The sequence below is a fragment of the Lawsonibacter sp. OA9 genome (assembly GCF_022440585.1).
In genome coordinates this window covers 1,966,348-1,987,673 of the sequence record NZ_JAKNTI010000022.1, presented here as the reverse complement: position 1 = coordinate 1,987,673, position 21,326 = coordinate 1,966,348, and the positions used below count along the sequence as shown (strand labels likewise).

General features: G+C 47.2%; 21 protein-coding genes. 8 read left to right on the top strand and 13 right to left on the bottom strand.

Annotation, left to right across the window (positions count from 1 at the left end; genetic code table 11):
* Positions 1 to 211 precede the first annotated feature (211 nt).
* The gene (udp, locus tag MCG44_RS10835; protein ID WP_240288219.1) at positions 212 to 985 is read left to right on the top strand and encodes a uridine phosphorylase; all 774 of its coding nucleotides are present in this window, start codon (positions 212 to 214) and stop codon (positions 983 to 985) included.
* Positions 986 to 1,032: 47 nt separating this feature from the next.
* Here the strand turns inward: udp and MCG44_RS10830 are convergent, their stop codons facing one another.
* Entirely contained in the window at positions 1,033 to 2,805 is a 1,773-nt protein-coding gene (locus tag MCG44_RS10830; RefSeq protein WP_240288217.1) for a Na/Pi cotransporter family protein, read from the bottom strand.
* A gap of 303 nt (positions 2,806 to 3,108) precedes the next feature.
* Here MCG44_RS10830 and MCG44_RS10825 point away from each other — a divergent pair, with 303 nt between their 5' ends.
* Complete coding sequence (locus MCG44_RS10825) at positions 3,109 to 3,744, top strand: sigma-70 family RNA polymerase sigma factor (RefSeq protein ID WP_147571456.1); 636 nt, start codon at positions 3,109 to 3,111, stop codon at positions 3,742 to 3,744.
* A gap of 262 nt (positions 3,745 to 4,006) precedes the next feature.
* On the opposite strand, the gene MCG44_RS10820 is transcribed toward MCG44_RS10825, so the two are convergent.
* From MCG44_RS10820 to MCG44_RS10810, 3 genes are all read right to left on the bottom strand, one after another.
* On the bottom strand, positions 4,007 to 4,513 hold the full coding sequence (locus MCG44_RS10820; RefSeq protein WP_240288215.1) for a hypothetical protein: 507 nt from the start codon (positions 4,511 to 4,513) through the stop codon (positions 4,007 to 4,009).
* Positions 4,514 to 4,727: 214 nt separating this feature from the next.
* Positions 4,728 to 5,357, bottom strand: a complete 630-nt coding sequence (locus MCG44_RS10815; RefSeq protein WP_240288213.1) for a hypothetical protein — start codon at positions 5,355 to 5,357, stop codon at positions 4,728 to 4,730.
* A 26-nt stretch (positions 5,358 to 5,383) separates the two neighbouring features.
* A complete protein-coding gene (locus MCG44_RS10810) occupies positions 5,384 to 6,370 on the bottom strand; it encodes a Fic family protein (RefSeq protein ID WP_240288211.1) in 987 nt (328 codons plus the stop codon).
* Between the two features lie 267 nt (positions 6,371 to 6,637).
* Here MCG44_RS10810 and MCG44_RS10805 point away from each other — a divergent pair, with 267 nt between their 5' ends.
* The 3 genes from MCG44_RS10805 to MCG44_RS10795 are packed head-to-tail and all read left to right on the top strand — an operon-like array spanning position 6,638 to position 10,482.
* Complete coding sequence (locus MCG44_RS10805; protein ID WP_240288209.1) at positions 6,638 to 8,470, top strand: DNA/RNA helicase domain-containing protein; 1,833 nt, start codon at positions 6,638 to 6,640, stop codon at positions 8,468 to 8,470.
* Positions 8,471 to 10,150, top strand: coding sequence for a DNA/RNA helicase domain-containing protein (locus MCG44_RS10800; RefSeq protein ID WP_240288207.1), 1,680 nt, complete (start codon positions 8,471 to 8,473; stop codon positions 10,148 to 10,150).
* The gene (locus tag MCG44_RS10795; protein ID WP_240288205.1) at positions 10,147 to 10,482 is read left to right on the top strand and encodes a nucleotide pyrophosphohydrolase; all 336 of its coding nucleotides are present in this window, start codon (positions 10,147 to 10,149) and stop codon (positions 10,480 to 10,482) included. Before MCG44_RS10800 ends, MCG44_RS10795 begins: the two co-directional genes overlap by 4 nt.
* 75 nt (positions 10,483 to 10,557) lie before the next feature.
* Here the strand turns inward: MCG44_RS10795 and MCG44_RS10790 are convergent, their stop codons facing one another.
* Both MCG44_RS10790 and MCG44_RS10785 read right to left on the bottom strand, forming a co-directional pair.
* Positions 10,558 to 10,854, bottom strand: coding sequence for a Rieske 2Fe-2S domain-containing protein (locus MCG44_RS10790; protein WP_240288204.1), 297 nt, complete (start codon positions 10,852 to 10,854; stop codon positions 10,558 to 10,560).
* A gap of 296 nt (positions 10,855 to 11,150) precedes the next feature.
* Positions 11,151 to 11,474, bottom strand: a complete 324-nt coding sequence (locus MCG44_RS10785; protein WP_240288202.1) for a hypothetical protein — start codon at positions 11,472 to 11,474, stop codon at positions 11,151 to 11,153.
* A gap of 816 nt (positions 11,475 to 12,290) precedes the next feature.
* On the opposite strand from MCG44_RS10785, the gene MCG44_RS10780 reads away from it, so the two are divergent.
* The gene (locus MCG44_RS10780) at positions 12,291 to 12,488 is read left to right on the top strand and encodes a helix-turn-helix domain-containing protein (protein ID WP_240288200.1); all 198 of its coding nucleotides are present in this window, start codon (positions 12,291 to 12,293) and stop codon (positions 12,486 to 12,488) included.
* A 299-nt stretch (positions 12,489 to 12,787) separates the two neighbouring features.
* Here MCG44_RS10780 and MCG44_RS10775 read toward each other — a convergent pair whose 3' ends face one another.
* The 3 genes from MCG44_RS10775 to MCG44_RS10765 form a co-directional block, all read right to left on the bottom strand.
* On the bottom strand, positions 12,788 to 14,329 hold the full coding sequence (locus tag MCG44_RS10775) for an HD domain-containing protein (protein ID WP_240288198.1): 1,542 nt from the start codon (positions 14,327 to 14,329) through the stop codon (positions 12,788 to 12,790).
* Positions 14,330 to 14,343: 14 nt separating this feature from the next.
* Positions 14,344 to 14,826 carry a hypothetical protein gene (locus MCG44_RS10770; RefSeq protein ID WP_240288196.1) on the bottom strand — a complete coding sequence of 161 codons (483 nt, stop codon included), beginning with the start codon at positions 14,824 to 14,826 and terminating at the stop codon, positions 14,344 to 14,346.
* Positions 14,827 to 14,941: 115 nt separating this feature from the next.
* Positions 14,942 to 15,988, bottom strand: coding sequence for a Fic family protein (locus MCG44_RS10765; protein ID WP_240288194.1), 1,047 nt, complete (start codon positions 15,986 to 15,988; stop codon positions 14,942 to 14,944).
* A 723-nt stretch (positions 15,989 to 16,711) separates the two neighbouring features.
* Here MCG44_RS10765 and MCG44_RS10760 point away from each other — a divergent pair.
* Positions 16,712 to 16,921 (top strand): helix-turn-helix domain-containing protein, encoded by a 210-nt coding sequence (locus tag MCG44_RS10760; RefSeq protein WP_240288192.1) that lies wholly within the window; start codon positions 16,712 to 16,714, stop codon positions 16,919 to 16,921.
* A gap of 43 nt (positions 16,922 to 16,964) precedes the next feature.
* Here the strand turns inward: MCG44_RS10760 and MCG44_RS10755 are convergent, their stop codons facing one another.
* From MCG44_RS10755 to MCG44_RS10740, 4 genes are read right to left on the bottom strand one after another with little or no spacing between them, the layout of a single operon-like run.
* On the bottom strand, positions 16,965 to 17,384 hold the full coding sequence (locus MCG44_RS10755) for a very short patch repair endonuclease (RefSeq protein ID WP_240288190.1): 420 nt from the start codon (positions 17,382 to 17,384) through the stop codon (positions 16,965 to 16,967).
* Between the two features lies 1 nt (position 17,385).
* Positions 17,386 to 18,495, bottom strand: a complete 1,110-nt coding sequence (locus MCG44_RS10750; protein ID WP_240288188.1) for a protein NO VEIN domain-containing protein — start codon at positions 18,493 to 18,495, stop codon at positions 17,386 to 17,388.
* On the bottom strand, positions 18,458 to 19,978 hold the full coding sequence (locus tag MCG44_RS10745; RefSeq protein WP_240288186.1) for a DNA cytosine methyltransferase: 1,521 nt from the start codon (positions 19,976 to 19,978) through the stop codon (positions 18,458 to 18,460). Before MCG44_RS10745 ends, MCG44_RS10750 begins: the two co-directional genes overlap by 38 nt.
* A 60-nt stretch (positions 19,979 to 20,038) precedes the next feature.
* Entirely contained in the window at positions 20,039 to 20,302 is a 264-nt protein-coding gene (locus MCG44_RS10740; protein WP_240288184.1) for a hypothetical protein, read from the bottom strand.
* Between the two features lie 82 nt (positions 20,303 to 20,384).
* On the opposite strand from MCG44_RS10740, the gene MCG44_RS10735 reads away from it, so the two are divergent.
* A complete protein-coding gene (locus MCG44_RS10735) occupies positions 20,385 to 21,266 on the top strand; it encodes a DUF6017 domain-containing protein (RefSeq protein ID WP_240288182.1) in 882 nt (293 codons plus the stop codon).
* The last annotated feature ends 60 nt before the right edge of the window (positions 21,267 to 21,326 follow it).

The following is a 21,326-nucleotide window of genomic DNA, read 5'->3' as shown; positions in this document are numbered from 1 at the left end:
GCGGTGTAAATAGAATGACAGGCCCATCCCTCCCTGAATGAATCAAGGAAGGGGTAAAATAGCACAATTATAGTAAGGCCAATTATAGTATAGTTCCACAGAAAGGTCAAGATTGACAGATAGGCTTTTAGGTGCCCGCCACAAATATATTGTTTCGAGTGGAAAGTCATGCTAAAATAAACCAGATATCAGGAAAAAGGAGGTCATTCCCATGAATGAGCAGGAGCGGGACATACAGTTCCATATCCAGTGCAGGCCGGGAGACGTGGGGGGATACTGTATTCTTCCGGGTGACCCGGGGCGGTGTGAGTCCATCGCCCGCTGTTTTGACCAGCCTGTCCATATAAGGACCAACCGGGAATATGTGGTCTATACCGGTACCCTGTTGGGAGAAAAAGTGTCGGTGTGTTCTACCGGCATTGGTGGACCCTCCGCGGCCATTGCGATGGAGGAGCTGGCGAACATCGGTGCACATACCTTTGTCCGAGTGGGGACCTGTGGGGGAATCGACTTGGCTGTCCGAAGCAACGATGTGGTGGTGGCCACCGGTGCTGTCCGGATGGAGGGGACAAGCCGGGAGTACGCCCCCATCGAGTGGCCCGCAGTCCCTAACTTTGCGGTCACCTGTGCCTTGGTTCAGGCGTGCCGGACCTTGGGCTACCCTTGGCATGCCGGGGTGGTCCAGTGTAAGGACTCCTTCTATGGTCAGCATTCTCCAGGCAGGATGCCGGTGTCCTATGAGTTGAAGCAGAAATGGGAGGCATGGAAGCGCCTGGGGGTGCTGGCCTCTGAAATGGAGTCCGCGGCTCTCTTTGCTGTGGCGGCCAGCCGCCGGGTGCGGTGTGGATCTGTGTTCCATGTGATCTGGAACCAGGAGCGGGAGCAGGCGGGCTTGGATCAGGAGGAGTCCCACGACACCTCCTCCGCCATCCAAGTTGGGGTGGATGCTGTTCGGCTGCTGATTGCCCAGGACCTCGCGAAATAGAAGCAAGAGCCGCCCTCACGGGCGGCTCTTGCCATGTAGAAAACAGGTCAGGAGATGGGCTGGTAGTACTTTTCAGTGGCCTGGGCGAACAGCTGGTCAAATTGGGGTGATCCGCCCTGGTGGAGCTGGTGGAGATAGGCGTGGATGTCCGAACGGACTAGGGAGCCTTTCTCGGCCGCTTGGTGGATGACGCGGACGGCGGCATTGGAGCAATGGTCAGAGATGCGCTCCAGGTTAGTTAGCAGCTCCAGGAACTGGGTGCCCACCTCTACCGTACACTCTCCGGTTTTCAGCCGCTCCACATGGCGCTCCCGCAGAGCGGCGGTGATTAGGTCCACCACTTCCTCCAAAGGCTCTACCTGGAAGGCGGCGTAGGCGTCGTGGGCACGGTAGGCCTCCAGCACCTGGTTCAGGGCCTCTCCTACGGCGGCGCACAGGGAGTCAAGCTCGGCCTGTGCCTTGGGGGAGAAGGAGAGAGCGGCGTCGTTCAGCGCGGTAGCCGACTCGGACAGGTTGACTACATAATCACCGATGCGCTCGAAATCAGACAGGGCGTGAAGCAGATCGGATACTAGGTCGCTGCCTTTGTCATCTAAGGAGTGGCGGGAGAGCTGGACCAGATATTGGTCCAAAGAGCTCTCCATATGGTCCAGCGCCTCCTCCTGCTCGTTAAGCAGATCCAACTGCTTTTGATCGTAATGGGACAGAAGCTCCACCGCCAGATGGTAGTTGTTCTTGGCCAGTTCACCCATTTGGAGGACCACGGTGCGTGCCCGTTCCAGAGCTACTGACGGAGTGGACAAGAAGCGGGGGTCTAACACCGTGGCTACCGGATCAGCGGCACCGGAGTCTGGGATCGTCCATTCCACCAGGCTGACCAACTGCCGGTTAAAAGGCAGTAGAAGGGCAGTACAAGCGATATTGAAGAAGGAATGCAGGTTCGCGATGGAGCCATAGTCCATGACATCCTGCCAGAAAGGCAGTCCTATCAGGGCGTTGAGACCGTACAACACCACCAGGAAGAACACGGTGCCGATCACATTGAAGTATAGGTGGACGGCAGCGGTCCGTTTAGCGTTCCGGCTGGCGCCGATGCTGGACAAGATGGCAGTGACGCAGGTGCCGATGTTCTGGCCCATGATGATTGGCAGGGCGGTGGAAAATGTGACCACGCCGGAGGCGGAAAGGGCCTGTAGAATAGCCACAGAGGCGGTGGAGCTCTGGATCAAAGCCGTGATAGCCGCACCCACAGCGATGCCCAGTACCGGGTTGGAGAAGCGGATGAACAGCTGCTGGAAGGCCTCCAGCTCAGTCAAGGGGGCTAGGGCGCTCTCCATGGATTTGATACCGATGAACAGCAGCCCAAGGCCGATCAGGATCTGACCTACTGTTTTTTTGCGGCCGCTGTTGAAGAAGGAGAAAAACAGAATCCCCACAAAGGCGGTCAGTGGTCCTAGCATCTCAGGCTTCAGGAGAGCCAAAAACAAATTTTCATCGGATAGGCCGCCCAGCCGCAGGATCTGGGCTGTAATGGTGGTGCCGATGTTGGCCCCCATGATGACGCCGACAGCCTGCCGCAGCTTAAGAATGCCAGCGTTGACAAACCCGATGCACATAACGGTAGTAGCCGCGGAGGAGTGGACCATACCAGCCACCACTGCGCCTAGCAGGACACCTTTAAAAATATTATCAGTCAGCTTCTCCAAAAGGGAAGCAAGTTTTCCACTAGTCAGTTTTTCCAGGCCGGAAGTCATGGTTGACATACCGAACAGGAAGATGGCCAGGGCGCCCAGCAGGGCAATGACATCACGAATCCCCAATTTTCTTTCCTCCCATGAGGACACCCTGTCCTCATCTCCAAAATTTTACACAAACTTAACATTATAAATTATATAAGAAGAAGTGGGGCAGGTAAAGGAGTTCTTGAAATTTTTCAAAAATTTTGAAGAAAACGGAGAAAAAGGAGAGGAAATCTCCAGGAATTTGTAGGGTATGAAGGGAGGAGAACTGAGATGGAGGCGGGATCCTCGGAGAGATTTGGCCTGTCCGACAGAACAGGAGAGATATTTGGGGAATGGGGACGGGCAGAGCGGGAATAGAGTGGGGCGGAGGTGTTATCGATTATGCTGTCGCCTGTGATCTATCTGATGATGAACGGACTTTTTTTTACCCTTCGGCTGTCCGGAGGTGGAGGTTCGTTTCCCCGTCCACTAAAAGCGGCGGAGGAGAGGGAATATCTGGAACGGTGCGCCCAGGGTGACCTGGAGGCCCGAAATCTGCTGGTGGAACACAACCTTCGCCTGGTAGCTCACATCGTGAAAAAATACTATGCCCAAACCGGGGACCAGGACGATCTGATCTCCATTGGGACTATCGGGCTTATCAAAGGGATATCTACATTTAAGGCGGACAAAAACGTAAAGTTGGCGACCTATGCCAGCCGATGTATAGAAAACGAGATACTGATGCACTTCCGCTCCCAACGCAAGCTCCAGGGCGAGGTCTCTCTGGCGGATACTCTGGAGTCTGCGGGAGAGGGCGGTTCCCTGTCCCTAATGGATGTAATCGCCGTAGACGATAATATGCTGGAGGAGTTGGATACCAGGGATGCCTGCGTAAGGGTCCGCCGCTGTGTTGATACCTGCCTGACACCCAGAGAGCGCACTGTCATTACCTTGAGATATGGACTGGATGACCGCCCGCCTCGCACCCAACGGGAAATCGCGTCTCTGTGCGGCATCAGCCGCTCCTATGTATAGCGACGCCGCTAATGTAAACGAAGCCCGGAAAGCCTGATGTAGACAGGCTTTCCGGGCTTCGTATGTAACTGGGGTAGCTTCGCGCTTATTATAAACGGCAAAAATTTTAGGAAGATAAGCGGCTGTTCATCAGTATTCTGCTCCATTGACTTCGAACGATACTTCGAAGAATTTTTCATTTGTGTTTTCTTGAGTATTTAAGAGCAATTCGACTTTAATTGAGTGAGAATATTCTAGACCAATTAAATCTTGATAATTTATTTCAAAACAAAATGATATTAAGAGCGGAAATTCCTTGATTTGCAATTCCTAACAGGAGGATTGATAACCCATCTGAAATTTCTACATACGATGGAGTGGATTGATTTAAAACGGGGAATATATATGGAATGTGAATATCATCGCACATTAAGTTAATTTCTGCAAATTCATAATCATATCCAAGCCAGTCATTTGAAGAAAAGTATTTACGACACCTAACGGTGGTATATTCCTGGTTTAGCATTGAAAAAATAAAATCTTGAGATGCCCAGTACATACCAGATTCATTATCGACTTCAGACTGATCATACTCATGAACAGCAATAGTAGACGACAAAAGATTTACTATATTAGCACATTCATCATTTATACTTTTTTTGTCCCAAACAATACTGCAATTCTGAGCAAATCCAACACCAACGTTATAAACAGGAATTTTTATGGGGTATACGTCATTTGAAATACAAGAAAAGTCTATATAATTTCCATTAACATTCACAATCTCCACGGGCAATTTGTAATTTAAAGCTACAATGCGGGGGAGCCGCTCTTGTTCAAGTTGGTATTCGAGTAACTGTCTGGACGTTTTCTAATGCAAATAATGATACAGCTGTACTTATATAATCGACGAAATAACAAATATTACCAAGGAGTAATTTGAAGGAGTTTTTTTGTTTTTCATTTTAGTTCCCTATATAGATGTAAGCGCATATACGAATAGTTTATTTCCTTTTCATAGCAGTTTTTATATCGTTAATAAAGAATGCCAATAAATCACCCTTTTTAACTTTCTTCAAGCCTAAATCTTTCCTCATTTCATTCATAATGTCTTCCATTAAAAAAAGGTTAGCTTTACCAGCATCTGGCTTAGTTCCGTTTTCTCTAAATTTCACCCATTTTTTTACAACCTTTGAAGATCCCCAAAGAGTTATTTGCTTGGAGAATTTAGATAGATCCTCAATCATTTGTTCTTGAGTATAACTTCCCTCTTTTTTCCCGTTTTGCTGAACTTTATAAAGCATTTCTACAAATTCGCCATACGGTTGTTCACGCTTTTTTGCTAAGTAGTCTTGCCGATTTTTCTTATACTCAATAAATTTTGACACGATAGAACTTATAATAACGCTAACAAGGGATACCGTCCCAGTGATTAATGCAACAATAACAACTGCATCAAAAGAGGTTGATATACTTTTAAGAAGAGAGAATGCTTTTTCCGCTGTATTGAATAACCAAGATAAAATACTACGAATCAAGATGCAACTACCCGCAACCATCACTAAGAATAAAACTAAACTAAATAATAAATTTAATTTTGGATGTCTTTCTAAAAAGCGTTGTGAATCTTTCATTTTATGCTCCTTTTTGTAAGTTACTATTAGATTAATGATTTATATACCCAATGACCATTTTTACGGTATTTTATAAGTTTACTATTTACAACTAATCCAGCCAAAATTCGATTTGCTGTAGCCGCCGACACCCCGCACAATTCTCGAACATCGGCGTTCATGATATAGTCGTGAGTTTTGAGATACTCCTGAATTTTGTTCCAACGGAGTGTGACCTTATCCATCTTACCATCGCTCATTCCTCTGCTTGTGTTAATCACCTCTACAAGCGATGCTTTGATGGCTGAGAGCATAAACTCGATAAATACCGTAGACTCTCCTGCGTCATTGGAGGCATTGATGGCCGCATAATATTCCTGCTGGCGGTCGTGAATGATAGACTCCACTGGGAGCCAGGCAAAGGCTGGATTCCATTTCGAAAGCAGCAGTGTATGCCACAGCCGCCCCACACGCCCATTTCCATCGGCAAAGGGGTGGATCAGTTCAAGCTCATAGTGGAACACACAACTGCGGATGAGCATGTGCACCTCGCTGGTCTTTGTCCAGTCTAGCAGCTCCATCACCAGATCCGGAACATACTGCGGAAGCGTGCCAAAATGCAGGACATGCCCTTCGTTGTCCACCACGCCCACAGGGCGGCTGCGAAACACGCCGGATTCTTCCACCAATCTCCGGGTCATTATGCCATGGGCAGTCAGCAGGTCATCCACTGAATAGGGATCAAGTTCATCCAGCCGCTCATAAATCTCATAGGCGTTTTTGACTTCGGCAATATCCTTGGGCGCTGCCAGGACATGCTTGCCATTCAGCACAGCAGTCACCTGCTCCAAGGAAAGGGTGTTCTGCTCAATGGCCAAGGAACCATGAATAGTTCTGATGCGGTTGGCGCGTCGCAGAGTAGGGTTTGTGGAAAGAAGAGGGGAAGCGGTCAAACGGCCCACCAACTCGGCGATCTCCGCCACATAGTCAATGATTTGGTTCGTGATTTCAAAGGGAGGTTTTTGGTTTCTCATGCAGCACCTCACTGGGTCAATCGTTGTTTTCATTATATCACGCATCACTCATTTCATCAATCAAAATCGACCCGTGTTTGAGCGATGCTTTCCTTTGTAAAACGAAACAAATGCTCTAAGTGTGGTCTGCATATCCCACGAAGGCGCAGATGTATATAACTGACCATAAAAAAGAAAAAAGCGTTTTGCGAAAGAATGCGGGGTGCATCTACTAAACATTCGTGATATAATCAAAAAAACAGCGATCCAGTCAGAAGGAGGGGTGTTATGGACAGAACAGATGGAAGTTATATCAGCACCGTAGGGGTGCTCTATTCGATGAGCGGGAAGGAAATTGCCGGCCATCTACGAGAATCCCAGGGGAACCCTTCCAAATCAGAATACAGATCCTGGGAGAACTCAATTCCGATTTTGGTCAAGGTTCTGCATCAGGCAGGACTGGATGCGTTGACATTGGTTTTGGAATATCAGACTCCAATTGGCAGCCGCATCGACGCCGTGCTCCTGGGGGAAGGGAAAACAACGGGAAAGCCGCTGGTGCTGATCATCGAACTCAAGCAGTGGAGCGCTATAGAAGAAAATGCGGCAGGGCGGGAGAGCAGTGTCTCTATCTGCCTGTCCCGAGCGGAAAACCGTTTTGAGGAAAGGCTCCATCCTGTCCAGCAGACGCTGACCTACGCCAAGCATCTGCGGATGAACCACAGTAATGTGGCAGATGGGAAGATGGATGTGCGATGCCGTCAATTCCTCCATAATTTTAAGGATAAGGAGCAGCTCTTCCAGGGCAGTTATCAGGCATATGAGCCACTGCGGCATGAAACCTACACCAAAGGGGAAGAGGCGTTGCTGGCTGCGGACTTGAGAAGCTTGTTCTCTTCCGAGCCGAAGCCAGAGGTGGTGGAACAGTTTCTTACCGGCACCTATGTGCTGGGGCAGATCGGCTTTCAGGATTTAAGGAAAGTATTGGAGAAAAAAGAAAACGCAGCCATGCTGGATGACCAGATCGAGGTCAACCGCAAGATCTGCGGTATGATCGATCAGCTCCATAGTCCGCAGTTCGGCAAGCATCTGATGATCATCTCGGGCCCGCCTGGTACTGGGAAAACCGTGGTGGGATTGCACGCCATTTATGCCTACTGTCAGAAATTCGGCCCTTCCTGGCAGAACCGGGGCGGCTGCATCTTTGCGCTGCCCAGAAGCCGTACACTCTCTCTGGTCATTGCGGGCGCCTCAGGTGTGCCGCCCGCCTATCTGGATGCGGTCCCGCCGGGACGGGATCTGGTTGTTGTAGATGAGGCTCATCGGATTGAACAGCTGGAATCCACGATGACCAGCCTGTTTCAAAAGGCCAATATGGTGGTGGTACTGCAGGACGACCGGCAGCGGATCCGTATAACGGAAGAGGGGACGGCGGATGCTTTTCGGCGGTTTGCTCAGGCGCACGGCATTTCCTGCGCCACCTACTCTTTGGCATCTCAAAAGCGGGCGGGGTACCTGGGCAGCTATGTCTCCGACCTGGATAAGCTCTTTTATGACCGCCAGAAGCAGCCGTTGAAGCGGCAGTCTGCGCTGGAGCTGCGTTGCTGGGAGGATCTGAACGATCTGGACAGATACCTCCATGACCTGTGGTCAGCGGGCCGCCATGTGAAATGGTATGCGCCCTTCTGCTGGAAGTGGAGCTTTGATACAAGAATAAAGGATATTCATATCAGACAAGCTGCAGGAAATTTCAAGAAACCATGGAATCCACAGCCAAAAGAAGAACAGTACCGATGGTATGTAGGAGAAAAAGAGGAATATCTGGACCAGGTAGGCTGTATCTACACGGCACAGGGCCTGGAATTTGACGATACTGGTGTGATCTGGTGGGATGACCTCCGCTGGGATGAAGATATCCACGATTGGTGCATCGATCTGAGCAGAAACTGTGATACAGCATTTGTGACTGCGATCCGAAGCAGTCAGGCCAGTGAGCAGGAGATCGTGGAACTGGTGCTGAATACATACCGGGTGCTGCTTACCCGAGCTAAGAGCAGCGTCCATATTTGGTTCCGGGACCAGAACACGAAAGAACATGTGAGAAAGGTAATGGGTTTTTAAATGGCAGGCAAGAAATATGGGGTTATCCACCTTTCTATGCGGGCGGGGGAGCTGGACACCGATCACTGCAGTGAAGAACAGAGGGAGATTTTGACATTCGGGTGTGTGATCTACATCTATTATGGGCGGCGGTCGTTTTATGTGGGACAAACAGACCAGTTTTTAATGCGGCACAGTAAGCACATGGCGGAAGCCAAGACAGACTACCGGCAGTTTGAAAAAGTGGTGATCCTCTTTGGCCAGTATGTGAATGGGAATTCCCAAAATGACCTGGAGGCGCTGCTGATTACTTATCTCACAGCGGATCAGGAAAGTTTGCCGCGAAAGGAAAAACGAGTCCGCCGGAATAGAACGAAGGGCAATCAATTTGTGGATTATCCAAATCGGGAGGAAGTGCTGGCACGGGTACTGACACCGTTCTGGGAACAGGAACTGTACCAAGCCGGACTGGTGCGTCAAAGGTCACTGGATGGTCTGCGCAACAGCATTCTGTTCAAGTATTCTCCCTTTACGGAACTGTCCGAGGAACAGTCTGAGCTGATCCGTGAGATAGAAGAGGGGACCCGGAGCTTTCTCATCGAAGGGACGGCGGGGACGGGGAAGACCGTAGTGCTGACCAACCTGGCGGCCCGACTCTGTGAACATCATGATTGGAATGTAGGGGTGGTAGTAAAGTCAAACTGGGTCAAGACCGCCCGCAGCATTTTTCGGGCCTATGGGCTTGGGAAAAACATTACGGTCGGGACTGCTTATCAGTTGATCCGTCAGAAGAAGCGATTCCATATTCTTGTGGTGGATGAGGCTCACCGGCTGCGATGGAACAGCCCGAAACAAAATCATGTGACCACAGGGATCTTTGATCCCAACGATCCCCGGAAGAATGAGCTGTTCCTGCTGGGAGAACTGACGGACCGGCTGGTGCTGCTCTATGACGCCATTCAGGCGATTCGTCCGTCGGATATTCCATACCGGGATTTCCAGGATTACGTTCAGGAAAAGCATATGGAAAGGCGTATGCTCACCAAGCAGTTCCGTGTGCGGGTTCAGGACAAGGGTGCAACCTACACGGCGGATGACTACATCAATGGGATCTGTTCCTTCCTGCAGATCAAAGAGCGTACATTTGATCCGTGTGTATTTCAGAATCCATCCGAGAATGCCTATTTTGGCGTCGTGGATTCCATCCATGAATTGTTTGACTATGTGGATGAGCGGCGGCAGTATCATCCGAAAGCCCAATGCAGGGTACTGGCCGGATATGCACGTCCCTGGGGAAGCCATTATCAACCGGGGCATAAGCATTATGCGGAATTTGACTGGGCGGAGGATGAGGAACATCGTTGGAAATGGAATCACACGCATGAAAACTGGATCGCGTTGCCAGGGAGCGAGGATGAGGTCGGATCGATCCATGCGATACAGGGCGTGGACCTGGACTATGTGGGTGTCGTGATCGCGAAGGACCTGACCTGTCAGGGAGGGAAGGTGACGGCAGTCAAGGAGAACTATTTTGACACCAATGGGACGCCACCGAAAGAGAGCTTTTCTCTGTCAGAACTCAGCGCATATGTGAGGCAGATCTATTATGTGCTCCTGACAAGGGGCATCAGCGGGATCAGGGTCTATTTTGAGGATCCCGCATTGAAAGAGCATTTTATGGAGGTTGTGGGCCGGACATGAAACAGGAGACGATACAGGAAATCAATCGCTTTCGGGACGCACGTCACTGGCGGCAGTTTCACAACCCCAAAGACCTGGCAATCTCCATTTCCCTGGAGGCGTCGGAACTGCTGGAACTATTTCAATGGAAGGGCAATGAGGAGGTCGTGGGCGTCAAGACCGAACAGCTGCAGGAGGAACTGGCGGATGTTCTCATCTATGCCGCTATGCTGGCAGATGATCTGGGATTTGACCTGGACGAAATTGTGAGGAAAAAGCTCGAAAAAAACAGCCGGAAATACCCTGTCGAGAAGAGCATCGGCCGCAAAGACAAATATACTGAGCTGGAATAAAACTGGAATCCCCCGTTTATGTGCCAAATTCGCACATAAACGGGGGATTTCTATTAAAATCATATTTCTGTTATCTTATAGCTTCAGATCCCCTGCAGCGGTACCGTCGATGCGTTTGCCTTCCTCTGCAAACCGGGAGCCGTGGCAGGGGCAGTCCCAAGTGTGTTCCTGGGGGTTCCACTTCAGTGCGCAGCCCAGATGGGGGCAGCGTCTTGTGGTGGGGGTGAGCAGGCTGACCATGGCCTCCCAGCCGTTGACGGCCAGCTGGGGGCGGGGTATGGAGCGGGAAGGGGAGAACACATCCGCATAAGGATTTGTTTTGCACTGGACTAGGTCGCTCAAAATCATAGCAGAGACTATGACTGTGGTCATGCCCCACTTGTTGAAGCCTGTTGCCACATACAGACCTGATGTGGAAGCAGAGTAAGGCCCGATATAAGGAATGCTATCCAGACTTATACAATCCTGCGTAGCCCTATAGTATTTCTCCGTGGCCTTTGGGTAACGCTTTGCGGCAAAGTCCTGTAGCACATGCCATCCGCCGCTCACCAGCAGAAGGTCTCCGTGTTTGTGGAAGGAGAGGCCATTCTCTGACTCATCAATATACATGCCATCTACATTTGTGGCATGTTCCAAAGCCATGACATAGGAGTGGTGCTGATATAGCCTCAGAAAATAGCTGCCGTGCTTGTTAAGAAACAGGGAAAGTGGGTGGATACGATGATGGATACGATGATTTTCTCTGCGTGCATTCTGCCCCGGTCAGTGACCGCTGTGGTACCAATCAGCTCCCGCACCAGGGTGTGCTTATAGATGTGCAGACTCTTGGAGAGTGCAGAGAAAAATTGCAATGGATGGAACTGGGCCTGATTTGTAAGCATGACCGCACCTGTCGTGGGGAAGAGGAGAGGCAGATGGTCAGCAAATTCTGCGCCGGCCCCCAACTGCTCCAGGACGCTCAGTTCTGTCTCTAACGCTTCCCGGTTAGACATAAGCGGGTTTTTCTTCGAAGTCACAGTCCATGCCCTGGCACAGCATCCGGTAGTTCTGGAGGGCCGCCTCATTGGCAGAAAGGTATTGCTGTGCCCAGTCAAATCCAAAGGTTGGATAGGCTTATGGTAGATGAGTCTGTGAATGGTCAGCTTGGCGGTGGTATTTTTGTAATGCCGCTGCAAATCATTTTTTCTTCTACCAACAGGGTATTCCGGCCTGGTGTATTAAGTAGGCACACAGGACTCCCGCCACGCCCCGCCAATAAGTACATTGGTGGTTACATCCCGTTCGAATGAGGGAAAGTCTGTATACTCCCAAGTTTGCTCCCATACTGATTTCATGTCCGCGTCCTCCCATAATACAGTCATGGAATTAGTGTTTTCCAAATGAAGGGAAGTATACATGTGAGGGTGTATGTGGATAGGGAAGCAACATGTGTGAATGCGAGCCAAGGGTTTTATAAGAAAGCTAGATAAAACAAAAGGGCGGAGCAGATGGAGTACATGTATCCTTTTCGCCCTCAGTTAGATTACCGATAAGGAGGAAAGAATAAAAGATTCATAAAGTACACCTCTCGCTTAGGAGTATGGTGTGACCAATGTCGTACGGAACGGACATAATTTACGGTGATTCCTCGTTCGTAATATATTTTGAGGTACAAGGTTTTTGTGGTGCAATTTGCACAAAATGCCGTGTGCTGCCGCGCTTTTTAAGGCGGCCAATTAGCAAACTCTTAGCAGGAATCGCCTTGCCCACAACGTCTTTTCATCACACTCTATCACCTTGTCACTGAACAGATTCATGGAGGTCAGACAATGGAAAATCATGAAAAGCGTCCGTTGCCGGAGGCGCGCACCTATACCGTGGAAGATATTGCGGCCATGCTCAACATTGGGCGCACATCGGCCTATACTCTGGTAAAGGAAGGTCACTTTAAGACCGTGCGGATCGGCACGGCGCTCCACATTTCCAAGAAGTCGTTCGATGAATGGCTGGAGGAGCTGGAACTGTAAGATTAATCAGCACATGTTCAAAGGGCCGCCGTAGTTTTGAGCCTACGGCGGCCCTTTGACATTGGTTCACTTGCAAAAATCACTTATGGCGCTTTGTGTGAGGCGGTGTTCATATTAAAATGTGATAGCATCAACAAATTCTTTAACTTACCATATCACGATCCACGTTAGCAATATAATCCATATCTCAAAAAAACCTTCGTGGATTGGTTGAAGATAGAGGTTTCGGAAAAAGAAATTGAAGAAAAATAGCAAGCACCGCAGGTTAAAACCAGTGCCGACTAAAATAATCCGTGATTTTATGATTTTCGTGCCCGTTGCATTATTGCTTTCCTAAGTTTATCGACTCTTTCATTATCAATATCCCCAATTACAAATACATCAAGGGTGTTAGAGGTGTAATCCACCATTTTGTTTATTAAGGATTTGTTATCGGAAGCCAAGAAAGAAATAATGCCTTCTTTATCAATCGTTCGAATTGCTCCTCTGACATCATCAGGAAAGTTATCAAGTGTGCAATCCTCAGCTCGTAAATGTGATGGTATAGATTCCAAATTTACTTTCGATTCAACATACCCTATATATTCAGGAGATATTTCCGCTTCCTTGGCCAATTCAATTTGCATATTCTGAATTAACCATTTTGCCAAATGATATGTCGAATCATTTACAGGGATGGCTTTTGAATTCGCTGCCGATTTAGGTATAATGTCCGTCATGGTTAAGACATGGATTGGCTTTTTCCGCTGCCGTAAACACTCCCAGAGAGCAGATGTAAATTTGTCTTTTGTTTTCTTGCAGAAAGCGCAGATGGTTTGCCACATATAGTCATCAGAAAAAAGATAAAAATCTTCTTTCCCGATGCATTGAACTATTTTATCGTAGTCCCCATATGGGGTGTCAACACTTGTTAACACTTTATATTCTAATGCCTTTGTCACTGCTTCAAAGGCACTAGAAGTTTTGTGTTGAACGACTTGTGTATAGTGGAAATATCTTGCCATTAAAAAGTGTTCTATTGCATGTTGTCCTCGAACGTCAAATACAACAAGATCAATTTCTTCGCAAGTTCCATTGTCTCTGCGGATTGGACACTTCTCAATACGCATTTGTCGGAGAATATACTCTAATTCGACATTGCCGAAAGATACTCCGGCTTGTCGGGAATCACGCAGTAAATAATCTAACCTATCCGCATCAAGACTCGAATGTAGCAATTGTGCATAAACAGGATTTGCCTGCGTATCTCCTATAATTATCTGTCCGATTTCGTCAGGATCAATTTCCACTTCACGGAGAATGGCAGATATTTCGGGATCTTTATTTATAACTTCTGCCCCCATGTGTTCATGGTCTTTTTCTTTACGCTTTTTAAAATTAGCAATATCACATAGTAACTGACTGTTATCAGCAACAGGCTCTAGTCCTTCAACCATATCGTCTGTTGCCTTAACATTATCAATGTAACTATACACGCATTCGCTCAAATGCGAAAAAGGGAAATGTCCCACGTCATGTAAAAGAGCAGCGATACGAACTTTCTTAGCATCATCAATCCCAAAGGAAATTCCATTCTCCTGCGGAACACCATACAACCGATATAGATGCTCACACATCTTGCCCATAATACAAAGTACGCCAAGTGAGTGGACGAACCGAGAATGTTCTCCACTAGGAAATACATATGAGGCAAATCCCATTTGCTTTATGCGTCTCAATCTTTGCATAGCACGAGTATCTAAAAGGCGCACTTCGGTTTTTGAGAGACTGATACATCCATAAATGGGATCATTAATTATTTTATAATTAAATTCAGAGGAATATAAGTCTGAAGTTCCCATGACTTACCTGCCACTCATGCAACACCTTTAAACGCGGTATAAGAAGCAAAAGCTGCTTTTGTTTGCTCTTCTGTAAATTGCGGCTTAGTTTGTTTAATCTTTTCTACAATTGTGTCTTCAGTTTTATTGCTGCGTTTATACCAATAAGCAATAGAAGCGACCAATTCATACCATTGAACTACACTAATTTTCAATTTATGTTTCTCAATTTCAGATTCTAAATCATTAACCTTTTTAATCATGTTGGCATAAGGCTCTTTAAAACATTTTGTTTCTATTGATTCACTTCCTTCTGGTATGACTTGGTATGCCACAGCAGTTAAATCAGTTGAGTACGGACCGTGAATATACCAACTGTATCCATATCCCAAAGGAAGTCCAATATCTTGTGCAAGAAAAATTTTCTTTTGGAGCAAAATCCGATCATTAATTGTATCAAGAGAATAACAGTGAAGATCACGCAAAGCAATTGCTGTTGCAATTTGCGAATTATTCATAGTAATACCTCCTTAATTTTAAGTATATCTCAACTTTCTCATACTTGCAATAGATTCAATGAAAACAGGTACAGATATTATGCATCATAAGGAACCACCTCATAGTTATTAAGAATCATTTTAATCTGTAATAGCAAATATTCTTCCCAGCCCCCTCCCGTTTCAATTCGCCGGATGCAACCAGTTTCCGCAGTGCCCCTTCAATGGAGCTGATGCTGAGCGAGGGGCAAAGCTCACGGATGTCCTGCTTCGTAAACCGGCCAATCTTCTCCATGGTGGCCCGGCGCACGGTTTCCAAAGCCGGGAGCTTGGTTTCCACCAAGGCAAAGCGGTCTTCAAAGTCTTTGTAAGCGGAAAGAATGGTTCCCAGTAGATACTTGATGAACGGAACTACATCTTCGGTACCTTCGTGCCACCCGATCTGCGCCTGACCCAGGACATCATAATAGAGATCCTTGTTTTTTGCGATTTTTGCCTCCAGCGAGATATATTTTCCCACATAAAATCCGTTGCGGTAGAGCAGCAGTGTGGTCAGCAGGCGGCTCATTCTGCCGTTTCCGTCGTTGAAGGGGTGAATACAGAGGAAGTCGTGAATAAACACAGGAATGATGATCAGCGGCTCCACTTCCATGTTTCCGATGACCCGGTTGTACTCCTCGCAGATCCGGTCCAGGGCCTCCGGCGTTTCGTATGGGGCCAAGGGCGTGAACAAGGTCTCCACATGGCCGTCGGGATAGGTGGCGCTGATGTAGTTCTGCACGCTTTTGGTCCTGCCGGCCATGGGGTTGTTCATGTGGCTGTAGAGGATCTTGTGGAGCTGCAGGATGTAGTTCTGGGTGATGGGGATGGCGTCGAAGTTCTCATGGATAAGGTTCAGCACATCTCGGTAACCAGCGATTTCCTGTTCGTCCCGGTTTCTCGGCGTCGTTTTCTCCTCTACAAGCTGCCGGATACGGGTGTTTGTGGTCACGATGCCCTCAATGGCATTGGATGCCTCAGTGCTCTGCACCTTTGCAATCTCCACCAGTTTCTCCAATTCTTTTGGCCGTTGTTTCAGATATAGTTCCTGCTTTCCGGCTTCTTTATAAATTGCCGCGACCAGGCCCAGAATCTCCGAGTCCCACTTCTGCTCCCGAATTGTGGAGTAATTGAATGTACGCATTCCCTTATGCCCTCCCTTGTTCCCTTAAATCTTAGCATGAAACAAGGGAAAATTCAACTCTTCGAAAGAAGTTTCCCTTAATATTATGCCGAATTCAAGGGATTATATACGTCTGTAAGGGCAAACCAAGCGTATTACCGCCATAGGTTTGCGCCTGTGGCTTTTTTCATGTCCATTTCTATCTCTCCTCCCCAAAGCTGTACTGAAAGGAGTCAATCTTATGTTTTTTCTTCCGCAATCGGTGGCGAGGTTGCCGCCCATAGGAATCTCCTATCTAGAACTATGCTATTTGGTCAGGGACTTTTTCTGCAAAATTTTACTTTTCCAAACCGCAAAAAGAGATGATCGCTTTTTCACTGCGTACGGGCATGTAGTTGACTATATTTGCCTTTTGTGCATAACGCCTGTAATTTCACTGGAAAGGGCGGCATAGCACTAGACAATGCAACACGCTATGGATTATACAGAAAAGTGGTGAAATACCGCTGGCGTTTAGGAGTACGGCGTACCATTTCGTAAATGGTTCATATCATATCTTCCCGTGTTGTTTCTTCGCAAATTGTGCTGCCCGGAGGCAGGTCAATTTGCACAAATTCCCCTGAAATATGCTGCCTTACAACGGCTTTTCAAATGTCGTATTAGCAAGGTATTAGCAGGAACCCCTTGTGACAGAGGGCTTCCAGGGGCCATTTCAAAATGCTATTAGCAAGGGAGGATCATTTTATGAGCACCAACGAAAAAGAGACGCCCCAAAGCAGAACATACACCGTGAATGACATCGCAGCCATTCTCGGTATCGGCCGCGCTTCGGCCTATAAACTCGCCAACTCCGGATTGTTCAAGACGATCCGCATCGGTAACATGATCCGCATCTCCAGGAAGTCCTTTGAGGACTGGCTGAAAGCGGAGGGGCTGGACGACGAAATCATATAATTATAAAAGCACCATGGACATCCCATGGTGCTTTTTAGCTCCGCTAGCTCCGAGAATGCTCTGCAAAGTAATTCTCCAAAATTTCTTCAAAAGAGCCATCTTTTACTTGGCATTCCCATATGACCAATACATTCCAACCGCTACCTTCAAGTTTTTCAATGTTCCTTTTATCTCGTTCTACATTTTGAGTGAATTTTTCTTCCCAAAAAGCAGCATTAGTAGCAGGTGTAGTTGTATATTTACATCCAGGATGCCGGTGCCAGTAACAACCATTGACAAAAATAATCAGTTTATGCTTCTTCAGCACGATATCTGGCTTTCCGGGCAAATGGCCACATTGTATTCTGAAACGGTATCCATGTCTGTGCAACCAAGAACGAATAATCAGTTCAGGCTTTGTATCTCTACCTCTGATGTGAGACATACATTTATGCCGTTGTTCCGATGTAAGTACATCAGACATTTTATTCGTCTCCCTTTGCCATGAGATCCTCTGCTTCCATAAAGTCCAGTAATCTTGGATCACAAGAAACACTGTCTACAGAAATCCCCTTTGGCAATGTTGAAAGCACCTTCAAGATATTTTTCGCATAATCCGACATTTGCGGCGCAATTTTCAATTTGGCACATTCTTCTGATATTTCATAGACTCTGAATAATTTATAGCCAATTGTATCGTCTGCCATGGTTAAAAGCTCGGCACCAGAAATATGTATTTTGGTTTCAAATTTTCCAGTTGTTGATTTTACATCCAAACGGTATGTTGATCCGTCCAGTTCCTTGACTTCAAAATCATATGGTGCAACAGCATTTTCTCGGGAAGTCCAAGTAAAATCTGCAATCTCCCCGTTATCAAGCATCCGCTCAAAATATTGTGATACTAATTCTTCACCACAACTACCAATATGGGCAGCTTTTTCTTTTGCTGTTACCAGTTCATCCGCAGTCATCACTGTTCCACTGCGTTTATACACATGAAGAATAGCTTCTGTATCGCCTTCGGCTACAGACACCATATCATCATCAAGGAAAAAGCGATAGATAGAGTGTTCGGGGGGAAGATCAGCCGATTCAGACAATTCATGCAATCGGCTTGATTCAATGCTTCTCATCGTTTTTCCGGACAAATAATCATTCAACTTTTCCCACAATGAATGATCTGCATCGATACTGGCAGCAAGAAAATCCACAAATATTGAAGATGGCTTTAGTTTTCCATCAAACCCCAACACAACTATATCGCCTGGCTTTAAAGTCTTATACCGGTCAGGATTATCCTCTGGAGAATATATCAGCTCGCCATTCAACCTCCAGTTTTTTGATCCCTGCGATTTTAAAATTTTTCTCTGGAGTATATGGACTTCCTCGATTCCGGGACCATAAATATATAAAGAGACGGGGATTCTGGTATTTGCAGTTACAGTTTTTAGTTCAGGATATAATTCGTCTACCAAAACATCACTATTTAGGTTGAGTGCCTTTTGTTTGCTCTTTTTCTCTTTTTGAGCGTAATAATAGCATTGAAAAAAGGTCAAATCAGAGTGCGTCAGTTTTTTGACCGCCAGTTTTTCCATTATAATCCCCCCTTAGAATTTCGTTTAACATATTGGAGGCCAAAGCCTTTGACATTAACGGAGGCACAGCATTACCGATCTGTTTGAAAGCCGGATTCATAGTTCCAGAAAACTTAAAACCGTCTGGAAAAGACTGCAACCGAGCAGCCTCTCTAACAGATATTGTTCGTTTTTGCTTGCTGTCATAATGAATATGGGAGTAACTGTCTTTTCCCAAATGTGCCATAAGCGTTCGTGCAGGCTGATCCGGCTCCATTTTTCTCCATTTATTAGGGAATTTTCCGGGATCATAAGGAGGAACGATTTTTTTCAGAAGGTTTGTGTAAGCATCACTTCCTTCCGAAATATCAATTCCCTTTTTCCCCAATTCCGCTAATTCTCGATGAAACATATCCAGCGCAATACTGTATGCTTCGGGATATTGATCCCCTGGATTCATTTTTTCGAAGATATCATAGTCGCGTGGCAGGTATCGAATTACATGATCTGATATTCCCAAAAGATTTTCATGCCCAGGCCATTTTCTCATTTTAATGGCATATTCTGATATTTTAGAAAAATCTGTTGTTGGATATGGAAGAAATGTATCAAATCGTCTGGCACCACGTTTCATATTTCCGGAAAGGTGATCAAAAATTGGCGGCAGATCTTCCAAGGCTTCTTTCGCTGTAATCGCAGGTGGGAGATCATCTGACACTTCCGGTGGCATTATGAAAGAAGTATTTTCTCTAAAGAGGGTCTCTTGAATAGAAGTTCTGGAACTTTCAATAACTGTCTGCAATGCTACTTGTCGAGTTCCCTCATACCCCCTCGGCAACTCGTGGTAATTGGTTGGCTCAGGGAAAAAGGATGTGGGATTAATTTCTCTTGCAAAAGCGACAAGGAACATCCTTTCACGCATTTCCGGGACACCATAATGCACGGCATTCAAAAGCGTATAATGAGATACATATCCAAGGTCAGATAATGTCTCACATACTTCTTCGGCAATGTTATGTCCTCCGTAATTCAGCATATCAGGGACATTTTCCATAAGAAGGGCAATCGGTTTGAATGCTTTTACATAAGCCAGATATCGCAGGTATAGATTCCCTCTTGGGTCGTGAATATACGCTTCGGGATGAGCATCAATCTCTCTGAGTTTGGCACGACCTACCCGCGCAAAAGCCTGACAGGGCGGGCCACCTATAATTACATCTATTGCGCGTTCTACTGGCCCCAAAGAAAGCATTTCCGCCAATTCTTGAGGTTCTGTTCTTGTTATATCAATTGGCACTTTGTGATGCTCAAACTCAGCTTTCTCAAAAAAATTGAGTGCATGGGAAGCTGCGGCAAACTGATCAATCTCAACTGCTGCGGAAATTTTAAAGCCTGCAGCTTGAAAACCAAGAGAAATACCGCCACATCCTGCAAATAAATCTAAGACTCGAGGTACTGAACCAGCTCGTATTGCTTGGATTTTTTGTTTAAATATTTGACTCATGACCGGGTCCTTTCAAAAATTATATACTCGATCATCATAATGACCTGATTATTGGTTCCATTATAGCATGCCTCCCCAATCATGACAATGTAGCCAAATTGAATTTTGATTGTTCTTATAACTGATACTGACAAAAGTCGCAGAAATAATACTGCGGCTTTTTTCTTCTTTTATCGCCGTCAAACTTCTTCCCTTTATTGCGGCCTTTTTGCACATCATTGCCCTGAGAAAAGTTTGTATCCCCAAAATGAACCGAAAGGAGTTAAAATCCCATGTTTTCCTCGCCACAATCAGCCGAAAGACCCCCGCCCATAGTTTTTCCACCTCCGGGGCATCCAAGCGGCATAGAGGTCGCCTTTTTCCCGAAAACAAACACTTTTTCAGACCGCCGAAAGGAGGTGATACCATGGCGGTATTTCGCATTGAGAAAACCCGTGACTACACAGTGATGTCCAACCACCACCTGCGCAACGCGGAGCTGTCCCTGAAATCCAAAGGGCTGCTCTCCATGATGCTGTCCTTGCCGGAGGACTGGAACTACACCACCAGAGGCCTGGCCAAAATCTGCAAGGAGGGTACGGACAGCATTGGCTCCGCCCTGAAGGAGCTGGAGCGTGCCGGGTACATAGTCCGCAATCGGCTGCGTGACAGCAAGGGCAAGATCGTGGATGTGGAGTATGTCATCTACGAGACGCCCCATCCCCCGGACACGGGCCAGCCGTGTGAGGACGAGCCGGATACGGCTTGTCCAGATACGGAAAACCCGGATATGGATAACCCATGTCTGGAAAACCGGCCGCAATTAAATAAAGAGAAAAGAAATTCTGAAGAACAAAATACGGATTCGCCAAGTACGGAAGGATCAAATCCTATCCCATCAAGCCCCCAACCCCCCGCAGGGGCCAAACGGACTGGACGGGACTGGATGCGGGAGCGAGAGAGCTATCGGGAATTGATTCTGGAAAACATCGAGTATGACATCCTCGCACAGAACGAGCGTATGGACCGTGACCGTCTGGACGAGCTGGTGGAACTCATGGTGGATACCGTCTGTTCCCGCAGGGAAACGATCCGCATTGCCGGGGACGACTATCCGGCGGAGGTGGTCAAATCCCGGTTCCTGAAGCTGAACAGTTCCCACATCGAGTATGTGCTGGACCGGATGCGGGAGAACACCACCTATGTCCGCAACATCAAGAAATACCTGCTGGCTGCCCTGTATAACGCCCCGGCCACCATCGACAGCTACTATGCGTCCCTGGTGAACCACGACCTGTACGGCAAATAGGGGCCCCCGCAAAACGGAGTTTTGTGGGGAGAGGAGGAGTTGCGGAGTGAATGAGCTTTT